The organism is Marinobacter sp. G11 (genome assembly GCF_021282325.1).
Classification (GTDB): Bacteria; Pseudomonadota; Gammaproteobacteria; order Pseudomonadales; family Oleiphilaceae; genus Marinobacter; species Marinobacter vinifirmus.
The window spans coordinates 1-7,550 of record NZ_JAJSPB010000056.1; the positions used below are offsets into that span (position 1 = coordinate 1).

At 57.4% G+C, this 7,550-nt stretch carries 5 protein-coding genes and 1 tRNA gene; 1 reads left to right on the forward strand and 5 read right to left on the reverse strand.

Annotated elements, in window-relative coordinates; all coding sequences use genetic code 11:
- Nucleotides 1-123 precede the first annotated feature (123 nt).
- The 4 genes from LWH94_RS18490 to LWH94_RS18505 form a co-directional block, all read right to left on the reverse strand.
- Nucleotides 124-1,317, reverse strand: coding sequence for a tyrosine-type recombinase/integrase (locus tag LWH94_RS18490; protein ID WP_232903216.1), 1,194 nt, complete (start codon nucleotides 1,315-1,317; stop codon nucleotides 124-126).
- Between the two features lie 194 nt (nucleotides 1,318-1,511).
- Nucleotides 1,512-1,588 (reverse strand) — tRNA-Arg (locus LWH94_RS18495).
- 42 nt (nucleotides 1,589-1,630) lie between these two features.
- Nucleotides 1,631-4,471 carry an insulinase family protein gene (locus LWH94_RS18500; protein ID WP_232903217.1) on the reverse strand — a complete coding sequence of 947 codons (2,841 nt, stop codon included), beginning with the start codon at nucleotides 4,469-4,471 and terminating at the stop codon, nucleotides 1,631-1,633.
- 49 nt (nucleotides 4,472-4,520) lie between these two features.
- Nucleotides 4,521-4,820, reverse strand: coding sequence for a hypothetical protein (locus LWH94_RS18505; protein WP_058340674.1), 300 nt, complete (start codon nucleotides 4,818-4,820; stop codon nucleotides 4,521-4,523).
- A gap of 377 nt (nucleotides 4,821-5,197) precedes the next feature.
- Between LWH94_RS18505 and LWH94_RS18510 the strand changes: the two genes are divergently transcribed.
- The gene (locus LWH94_RS18510) at nucleotides 5,198-7,183 is read left to right on the forward strand and encodes an SDR family oxidoreductase (RefSeq protein WP_232903218.1); all 1,986 of its coding nucleotides are present in this window, start codon (nucleotides 5,198-5,200) and stop codon (nucleotides 7,181-7,183) included.
- A 255-nt stretch (nucleotides 7,184-7,438) separates the two neighbouring features.
- Here the strand turns inward: LWH94_RS18510 and LWH94_RS18515 are convergent.
- Nucleotides 7,439-7,550 (reverse strand): transposase domain-containing protein (locus LWH94_RS18515; protein ID WP_232903219.1); only part of this gene is annotated, 112 nt, incomplete at its 5' end.

Genomic DNA, 7,550 nt, shown 5'->3' on the forward strand with positions numbered 1-7,550 from the left:
TGTCTTTGGCCAGTTCGGCGGCCATGGCTTTGAGTTTTTCTTGATCCACTTGTGTACCCACGATGGTATCCTTTTGAAAAGATTACTCAGTCGTGGGCAGTTACACAATTTGGTTTACAGCCTCTAATCTGCCCATGCTTGCATCATCTGCGTCCGCTCTTTCAAGCGAGCAGAGCGGTTATATGCTGCAGCAACCTGGTTGCGCTGTTTGTGCGCAAGCTGTAGCTCAATGACTTCTGGCTGCCATCCTTGCTCATGTAGTAGTGTCGAAGCTGTTGCGCGAAAGCCGTGCCCGACCATCGTAGAGCCATCAAAGCCCATAGACCTCAGGGCAACGTTGATGGTGTTGTCTGAGAGCGGACGGCCCGATTTCACAGACTCGAAAACCAGGTGCTGGTGGCCGGTGATCGCCTGGAGCTCCTTCAGGACAGAAACCGCTTGTTTGGGCAGGGGGACAATGTGGTCCGGCACTAAGCCGGCCCGTTTTGCCTTCTGAGTGCCTTTCATGCGTTTACCTGGCACGACCCAAGTGCTCGACTCCAGGTCGATCTCTGCCCACTCAGCGTTCCTGAGTTCACCGGGTCTCAGAAACAGCATCGGAGCGAGCTTCAGTGCCGCTCTGGTCGATGCGTGGCCACTGTAGGCGTCGATGGCCCGTAATAGTGCCCCCAATTCTGCTTCGGAGGTTATAGCAGCTCTGTGCTGCGTAGGTGCCGTCTTCAATAGGCCTTTCAGTGTGGAAGTCGGATCTGTTTCAGCTCGCCCTTCTGCGACGGCGTACCTGTAGATCTCACCAATGCGCTGGCGTATGCGGTGCGCTGTTTCGTGTTTGCCCTGGTTCTCGATTTCGCGAAGCGTTTCCAGAATCTTGGCAGGCTTGATGTCTGCGATGGGCAGGTGACCTAGTTTTGGGTAGGCCCAGGTCTCCAGTCTTCTACGGGCTACTCTCAAGGTGCCTTCGGAGAGCTCTCCTTTTTTCAGCTTCAGCCATTCTTCCGCAACAACCTTGAAGGTGTCGCTTTTCTCCTGCTCAGTGGCTTTTTCCTGCTTTTTGATCTCATTGGGGTCTACGCCGTCAGCGATTAATGCTCGTGCCTCAGAGCGCCTCTGCCGGGCGAGCTTTAGTGGAACGTCCGGGTATACCCCCAGAGCCAACGTTTTTTCTTTGCCGCCGAACCGGTACTTCATGCGCCAATACTTGCCTGACGGCTGGATATCCAGGTACATGCCTGCACCGTCCGAGAGCTTGGTGCGCTTGCCATACTTTTCGAAGCTGGCAGATTTGATCTGTCTGTCGGTCAGCTTGTCCGTCGCCATTGGGGGTATCCTGCAGCGGTTGGGGGTATAAAACTTACTATAGCGGGGTGCATTTCAGTTTGCACCCCCAGATGTACCCCCAAAGGTTGTGGCTGAGCATGGATGTCAATGGATGTTCATGGACTAAGAATGAGGTAAAAAGTGTTTAAAAACGGTAGGTTGTGGAGGTTGGTGGATCTTGATGGAAGGGTAACTGGTACCCCCGGCAGGACTCGAACCTGCTACCTATCCCTTAGGAGGGGATCGCTCTATCCAGATGAGCTACGGGGGCATTTCAGAAGAGGCGGTATGATAGCGGGCAAGGGCTTGTGGCTCAAGGGGCCACAGGCCCCCGCTTACGCAGTTGTTCCAGTATCTGCTTCTGGTTCTCGCCGTCTTTGCCGGTAACAACCATCAGCGCGCGCTCCCGATCAAGCAGGGTCTTGCGGTAGGTTTTCTGCAGGTCTTCGAGTGATACCTTCCTAATGGCGTCTGCCAGTTGCTCCCGGCTGTCGAACTCTTCGTTATTACGGTCAATCTCGCGCCAGTAGCGGCCAGAGACTTCACCCAGCTGGCGATCCTGCTGCAGCAACTGGCTGATTACCGCCTGCTTTTCCCGGTTCAGGCGGTTGTCGTCCAGTTCAGTCAGTTGGCCTTCAAAGTCGGCTGAAAACGCCTGTACCGCCTGGTCAATGGCTTGTGCATCCGCTTCCGGTGATTGCACCACCAGGCCAAGGGCCGGTGTTTCCAGCATCTCAAAGGCGGTGGCGTACACGATGTAGCCGAGCTGGCGAGTGGTGCGGATCTCTTCATAGAAGGGGCTGCTGACAATCTGTGCCAACAGGCGGAAGCGGGCCCGTTCTTCATAAGAGGTATCGTTGCCCTGCAGGTACAGGGTGTAGCCGGTGTCCTGGTGGGCAACGTCCAGCACGGCCCGGGTTTGTCCTTCCGGTAGCTGGCGGATGTTGGAGCGCTCCACCGTTGTGCGTTCCCGGCCGTCCAGTACCATGGCTTTTACCTGCCGCGCCAGGTTCAGGGCCGAGGCTTCGGTCAGATTGCCATGGGCCAGCATAACCGGGTCCGTCTGGCGCACCAGTTCCCGGCCGAAGGCTTTGAGTTCATCCAGCGTGACTTCCCTGGCAGCTGTCAGTTTGTCTGCTACCGGATAGGTGCCATCAATCAGCGCTGTTTGTATGAATTCAGAGGTTTGCTGCACAGGGCGGTCCTTGGCCTTGTTTTCCAGGCCATCCATCAGCCGCTGGCGAGCGATGTTGAATCGCTGGGTAGTGAACTGCGGGTCGGAAAACTCGAGCAGGATCCGGTTCGCCAGCTTGTGCAGCTTGTCGTTATAACCACCCACGCGGATGGTGATACCCCGCAGGTGCGGGTACACGCTGTAATCCAGCCCCGCCAGGCTGGCGGAGTAGGCCCAGGAGTTGAGGTTGGTGTTGATGGCATCCACCAGAAGCTGGCTTAGCACCTCACTGCGGGCGGAGGCCCGGGCAGCGGGTGTGCGCAGGCTGATAAATACGTTGGCTTTCGGGGTATTGAACCGGGTGTCCCGGGCGTACCAGATATCCAGCCCGTCCAGCTCGCCCAGTTTTACCGGATGTTCCATGGTGTTGCCGGCTACCAGGTCGAGGTTCTCCGGTACAAAGGGGTTGGCGGCGGGCAAGGCCAGCTGTGCCGCCAGTTGGTTATCGGTGGTTTCAGGCACGGTGAGCGGCTCACGCTGCCACGGGGTTTCATACCAGTTGGTGAACAGGGGCGTGCCTTCCGGCTGGGCCGGGGCAGATACCCATACCATCAGGTTGTCCGGCGTCAGGCGATCCAGGATGGCCTGGTACTGTTCAGGCGCGTATCGTTCCATCAGCCAGGGTGCGCTCAGAATATCCCGGGGCGGGTAATCTCGCAGCAAGCTGGACAGGCGCATGGCTTCACTCATGGGTTCACTGCGTTCCCGGAAACGGAAGTCGATCACTGCCAGCTGTTTCATTTCATCAAAGCGGTTTTCAGTAACGCCCTTGTCGCGAACCTTGTCGATATAGCGAAAGCTCAGGGCCAGGATGTCATCCTGCCGGGCCAGGCCTTCCCGGGTCAGTGACATGCTGAGGTCCAGGGTGGCGTGTTCGCCGGTGTCCATGCCTAATCCGGCAGACAGGCTTTCCACCAGACCGGCTCGCTTGAGCACATCAAACAGGCTGCCGTGGCCTTCATGGCCGAGCAGGTTGGCCACGTAGGAAGCGGGCTTGGTCTGGTAGTTATCCCGTTGCGACGGAATCGGGAAAGACAGGGTCATGTTGCGGCTGTCTTTGAGGGTCTGGGCGGTGACTTTTTCCGGCAGTTGCTCCAGGTCATAAAGCGGTTCCGGGTGGGTCTTGGCTGTCAGGTTGCGATTGGCGATGGCGGAAAAACGCTCGCGAACCATGGTTTCCAGCTCGTCCAGCGGCTGGGGGGCATACACCGCCAGGGTCATGATGTTGGCCGAGTAGTTTTGCTCCCAGAACTCGATCAGGTCTGGCCGCAGGGGGTTGTCGTCGGTGTTTTCCAGCGTGCCCAGGTTGCCTACGGCGAACTGGCTGAAGGCATGGTCCGGGTTACCGGCGGTTTTGCGTACCGATAGCAGGCGCCGGCCGTCTTCTTTCAGCTTGGCGCTGTATTCGGAGTGCACCGCGTTACGTTCCCGGTCCACCAGCTCCGCGGTAAACAGCGGGTGGGAGAACTGCTGGGCGAAGCGGTCCAGTGCCGGTTCCAGGAACTCTCCTTCCACGTCGAAGAAGTAGTTGGTGTCTGCAAAGGCGGTGAAGGCGTTGTGGCTGCCGCCGTGGCTGCGGATGAACTGCTGGTATTCGCCCGGGTCCGGGTATTTTTCGGTACCCAGAAACAGCATGTGCTCCAGAAAATGGGCGAGACCCTCACGGTCTTTCGGATCGTTGCCGCTGCCCACCGCGACATTCATGGAGGCAGCCGCTTTGTCGGCGACCGGGTCTGAGGCCAGTACCACTCTCAGGCCGTTGTCCAGTTCCAGGTAGCGGTATTCGTTCGGATCGTTGGGGCTTTTAACGGGCGATACGCTGGCCAGTGCCAGGGGGCTGAGCAGCAGGTAACCCAGAAAAAGCAGGGCCAGGATCTGGAAACGGAACAGTCTATGGAACAGAGAACGTTCGGCAGTCATGGGGCCTCTTTACTGTGCTATGGACGAAAGTGCAGTGGGAAATCCGGGGTCAGTGCATCTGACCGGTTTTGGTGTTCGCCGGCTGCTGGGCCAGGGTTTTCCGGGCCAGGCTGGCAGCTTTTTCCGCATCCAGGTCACCGGTGGCAATCCGTTCGAGTACGGTGGCCATAATCGCGGTGGCTTGGCGGTACTCTGCAAACTCGGCCTGGAACGCCTTGTCGATGGCCTGGTATACGGCATCGATTTTCTCTTCCCGGCTGCCACTGTTGGCGGCGGTATCGTTGATGGCCTTGAGGCAGGCACGGGCAATGGCGATGTAGCGTTCGGTGTTGGGGCTGTCGTTCTGCATGCTGTTTGGCTAAACCTTGATAGATTGATGTGATTGGATGCGCCGATGCGCTGGAAGTTCCTGATTATCGCATTGCTGCCGGCCGCTTGCATTGCCCGTTGGTAACCCGGCTGTTACGACGCCAGCGACCGAATCCTGTGCTAGTCTGAAAAGCTGGTGTGTCGGTATTCCGGACATTCCCCGAGCGGGGGCTGCCGGTTTTTAGAGTAATAGCTCTATTAAAAACAAAGGGTTACAGAGTAAAAGCTCTAAAAAAGTTCGATACATGAAGGTTGCAAATAAGTAGAATGCCCGCGAATGGAACAAGGCTAAGACTTTGGTCTTATGGTTCGTTGGTGAACAGACAATAACAGAGCAACAGGCAGGATGGAGTATTTATGAATTATTTCCTGACAGGCGGCACCGGTTTTATCGGTCGTTTTCTGGTAGAAAAACTGCTGGCCCGGGGCGGTACCGTACACGTTCTGGTGCGCGAGCAGTCGCAGGACAAGCTGGCAGAGCTGCGCGAGCGCTGGGGTGTGGATGACAGCCGGGTAAAGGCGGTTATCGGCGACCTCACCAGCAAGAATCTCGGCATTGATGCCAAGGCCATGAAAGCCCTGAAGGGGAATGTTGATCACTTCTTCCACCTGGCCGCTGTGTACGACATGAGCGCCGATGAAGAGGCCCAGGCAGCAACCAATATTGAAGGCACCCGGGCTGCTGTTCAGGCTGCCGAAGCCATGGGCGCAAAGCATTTCCACCACGTTTCGTCGATTGCCGCTGCCGGCCTGTTCAAGGGTATTTTCCGCGAAGATATGTTTGAAGAAGCGGAAAAGCTGGATCATCCGTACCTGCGCACCAAGCACGAATCCGAGAAAGTGGTGCGTGAAGAGTGCAAGGTGCCGTTCCGTATCTACCGCCCTGGAATGGTGGTCGGCCATTCCAAAACCGGCGAAATGGACAAGATCGACGGGCCATACTACTTCTTCAAAATGATTCAGAAGATCCGCCACGCGCTGCCGCAATGGGTGCCGACGGTCGGCATCGAGGGCGGCCGCCTGAATATTGTTCCGGTGGACTTTGTGGCGAATGCCCTAGATCACATTGCCCACCTGGACGGTGAAGACGGCAACTGTTTCCACCTGGTGGATTCTGACCCGTACAAAGTGGGCGAGATTCTCAATATCTTCTGCGAAGCCGGCCATGCTCCGCGTATGGGCATGCGCATCGACTCCCGGATGTTCGGCTTTATTCCGCCGTTTATCCGCCAGAGCATCAAGAACCTGCCTCCGGTGAAGCGTATTACCGGTGCGGTGCTGGAGGATCTGGGCATTCCGGCATCGGTGATGTCGTTCATCAACTACCCGACCCGTTTTGATACCCGGGAACTGGAGCGCGTGCTGAAGGGCTCCGGAATTGAAGTGCCGCGCCTGCCGGACTACGCCCCGGTTATCTGGGACTACTGGGAGCGCCACCTGGACCCGGACCTGTTCAAGGATCGCACCCTGAAAGGTACGGTGGAAGGCAAGGTGTGTGTGGTGACAGGCGCAACCTCCGGTATTGGCCTGGCCACTGCAGAGAAGCTGGCCGAGGCCGGCGCTATTCTGGTGATTGGTGCCCGCACCAAGGAAACCCTGGATGAAGTGGCCAGCCAGCTGGAGGCCAAGGGCGGAAACGTGCACGCCTACCAGTGCGACTTCTCCGACATGGAAGACTGCGACCGCTTTGTGAAAACCGTGCTGGATAACCACGGCCAGGTGGACGTGCTGGTGAACAACGCCGGTCGTTCTATCCGTCGCTCACTGGCGTTGTCGTTTGACCGCTTCCACGATTTCGAGCGTACCATGCAGCTGAACTATTTCGGCTCTGTACGCCTGATCATGGGCTTTGCACCGGGCATGCTGGAGCGCCGTCGCGGGCACGTGGTGAATATCTCTTCTATCGGTGTGCTGACCAACGCGCCCCGCTTCTCCGCCTACGTGGCGTCGAAGTCTGCTCTGGATGCCTTCAGCCGCTGTGCCGCGGCCGAGTGGTCAGACCGCAACGTCACTTTCACCACCATCAATATGCCACTGGTGAAAACGCCGATGATTGCGCCGACCAAGATCTACGATTCGGTCCCCACGCTGACGCCGGACGAAGCCGCGCAGATGGTGGCAGATGCCATCGTTTACCGGCCCAAGCGCATTGCTACTCGCCTGGGTGTGTTTGCTTCGGTGCTGCATTCCCTGACGCCGAAAATGGGCGAGATCATCATGAATACCGGTTACCGGATGTTCCCGGATTCGCCCGCCGCAGCAGGCAGCAATTCCGGAGAGAAGCCGAAGGTGTCCACCGAGCAGGTGGCCTTTGCCGCCATCATGCGGGGCGTGCACTGGTAACAGTATGCCCGCCATGAAAAAACCCGCACAAGGGAGTATATAGTGAATTTTGTGTACTTCTGTTGGTGAGTGAGTGAATGCCCCATAAGCAAAGGCTTTTGGGGCATTTTTAGTTTTTACACGGTATGTAATTTGGTGTGTAAAATAGGAGCACTTGCTCCAAGGGCTCTGCCCTCTCGCCGCAAGCGGCGATTCACCCGAGGTATTTCACGACCAGCGATGTGATCCAGTGAGAGCACAGTAAGCGTCCGCCCATCACACCTTGTCAGGTGTAGCCGGCTTCCAGTTGTGGGGCAACAGTTCGTCGATGGTGTTGTTTTTCTGAGTCGGCAAGCGGGTCAGCACATCCTTCAGATAGGCATAGGGA

Excerpts from the sequence above, each read along its gene's own strand:
- LWH94_RS18490 (WP_232903216.1), bottom strand. The coding sequence starts at position 1,317 with ATGGCGACGGACAAGCTGACCGACAGACAGATCAAATCTGCCAGCTTC.
- LWH94_RS18500 (WP_232903217.1), bottom strand. The coding sequence starts at position 4,471 with ATGACTGCCGAACGTTCTCTGTTCCATAGACTGTTCCGTTTCCAGATC.
- LWH94_RS18505 (WP_058340674.1), bottom strand. The coding sequence starts at position 4,820 with ATGCAGAACGACAGCCCCAACACCGAACGCTACATCGCCATTGCCCGT.
- LWH94_RS18510 (WP_232903218.1), top strand. The coding sequence starts at position 5,198 with ATGAATTATTTCCTGACAGGCGGCACCGGTTTTATCGGTCGTTTTCTG.